Source organism: Streptomyces sp. NPDC059443, assembly GCF_042750105.1.
Taxonomy (GTDB): domain Bacteria; phylum Actinomycetota; class Actinomycetes; order Streptomycetales; family Streptomycetaceae; genus Streptomyces.
Map to the genome: position 1 here is coordinate 1 of NZ_JBHYVM010000039.1, position 2,366 is coordinate 2,366.

2 protein-coding genes are annotated in these 2,366 nt (G+C 77.3%); both read left to right on the forward strand.

Features of this window, described 5'->3' with window-relative positions:
* The first annotated feature begins 123 nt into the window (after positions 1-123).
* Entirely contained in the window at positions 124-807 is a 684-nt protein-coding gene (locus tag ACFXDJ_RS29995) for a response regulator transcription factor (RefSeq protein ID WP_384664086.1), read from the forward strand.
* A complete protein-coding gene (locus ACFXDJ_RS30000) occupies positions 800-2,230 on the forward strand; it encodes a sensor histidine kinase (RefSeq protein WP_384850906.1) in 1,431 nt (476 codons plus the stop codon). Before ACFXDJ_RS29995 ends, ACFXDJ_RS30000 begins: the two co-directional genes overlap by 8 nt.
* Positions 2,231-2,366 lie beyond the last annotated feature (136 nt).

The window sequence follows — 2,366 nt, forward strand, 5'->3', positions numbered from 1 at the left end:
GGGGTCTGGGGCGGAGCCCCAGGGGGGCCGGGCGGAGCCCGGGACCCCCTGCAGCCCGTCCGGCGTCTGAGGACCGGGCCCGGCCGGCCCGGGGAAAAGGGGCCGGTGTGTGAGGCTGGGGGCATGCGCATTCTGGTCGTCGAAGACGAAGCCGGGCTCGCCGAGTCGCTGCGGCGCGGCCTCTCCGCCGACGGCCACTGGATCGACCTGGCCCACGACGGACACCGCGGCCTCGCCCTCGCCCTGACCGGCGGCCCGTACGACGCCGTCGTGCTCGACCTGATGCTCCCCGGTCTCTCGGGCTACGAGATCTGCAAGCGGATGCGCGCCCACGGCGACCCCACCCCCGTCCTCATCCTGACCGCCAAGGACGGGGAGTACGACGAGGCCGAAGGGCTCGACTCCGGCGCCGACGACTACCTCACGAAGCCGTTCTCCTTCGTCGTCCTCGCCGCCCGCCTGCGCGCGATCACCCGCCGCGCCGCCGGCACCCCGCAGACCGCCGTCCTCCAGGCCGGCGACCTGATCCTCGACCCGCGCGGCCGCCGCTGCCGCCGAGGCCCGCACGAGATCGAGCTGACCGCCCGCGAGCTCGGCGTACTGGCCTGCCTGATGGAGCAGCCCGGCCGGGCCGTCGCCAAGCAGGACATCCTCGACGAGGTCTGGGACGGCCCGCACGGCATCGACCCGAACATCGTCGAGGTCTACGTCTCCTCCCTGCGCCGGAAGATCGACGTCCCCTTCGGCCGCCGCTCGATCCTCACCGTCCACGGCACCGGCTACCGGATGGCCCCGGACGGTGGATAGGCCCACCCGGCTCCGGCGGACCCGCCCCCGCCCCCGCCTCGGCAGCCTGCGCGCCCGCGCCGCCGCGGCCGCCGCCCTCGCGATGGCCGCCGTCCTCGCGACCGGCGGGCTGTGGCTGTACACCGTGCTGCGCGCCAACCTGATCGAGAACACCACCGGCCGCACCGAGCTCGCCGCCCGCAAGGTCGCCTCCCAGCTCGACAGCGGGATCCTTCCGGCCTCCGGACGGCTGCCCGCGCCGGAGGGCGGGGTGGACCTGGTCCTCGTACGGGACCCGAACGGCCGGATCGTGGCCACCAGCGGGGACCTGAAGGACACCCCCGAGCTCGGCGAGCTGCGTCCCGCGCCCGGCAGCGACTCCCGGTCGGCGGTGCTGCCGCCCGCGCGCCCCGGCGCGGAACGGCGCGCGGTGGTCGCCGTGGAGGCGCTCGGTCCGCGCGGGGCGCACGATCCGCACACCGTGTACGCCATGACGGTCCTCGGCGACGTGGACGCGGCCGACCGGTCCGTCGCGCTGGGACTGCTCGCCGGCGCACCCCCGCTGATCGCCTTCTCGGCGGCCCTGGCCTGGTGGGTGACGGGCCAGGCGCTGCGCCCGGTGGCCGCGATCCGCACCGAGCTGGCGGCGGTCACGGCGAGCGAGCTCGACCGGCGGGTCCCCGACCCGGGCGGGGCGGACGAGATCGCGCAGCTGGCCCGGACCGTCAACGGCACCCTGGACCGGCTGGAGCGCAGCGACGCCCGGCAGCGGCAGTTCACCGCCGACGCCTCGCACGAGCTGCGCAACCCCCTCGCGGCCGTCCGGTCCCGGCTGGAGGTGGCGCTGCGGGATCCCGACCGGGAGTCGGTGGCGGCCGCGCTGGCCGATACCGAGCGGCTCCAGGGCATCGCGGCCGATCTGCTCCTGCTGGCCCGGCTCGACGGCGGGCCCGCGCCGCGCACCGAGCCGGTGGACCTCGCGCTGCTGGCCGCCGAGGCCGTGGCGCGGCGCCCGGATCCCCGGGTGGCGCTACGGCTGGACGCGCGGGCCCCCGTACCGGCCCACGGGGATCCGGCGCGGCTTGAGCGGGCGCTGGCCAATCTCGTGGACAACGCCCTGCGGTACGCCCGTACCGAGGTCACCGTCCGGGCGGCCGCGAGCGGCGGCGGCTGGGCGCTGCTGGAGGTCACGGACGACGGGCCGGGCATCCCGGAGGCGGACCGGGACCGGGTCTTCGAACGCTTCGTACGGCTGGACGCGGACCGGGGCCGGGCCAGCGGCGGCACCGGCCTGGGCCTGGCCATCGCCCGCGAGATCGCCCGCTCGCACGGCGGCGACCTCCGCGCGCTCCCCAACCCCACCGGAGCCTCCGGCGCCCGTTTCGTGCTGCGCGTGCCCAACAAATCCAGCCCCGCCGGCACGTCCAGCCCCGCCGGCGTTTGAGGCGCGGGGGTGCGGGGGGCGCGCCCCCCGCCCCCGCCCCCCCCCCCCCCCCCGCAACCCCCCCCACCCCCCCCCCGGTTTCTTCACCCCCCCCCCCCCCCCAACGGGCTGCAAGATCGCCCACCGCACGAAGCCC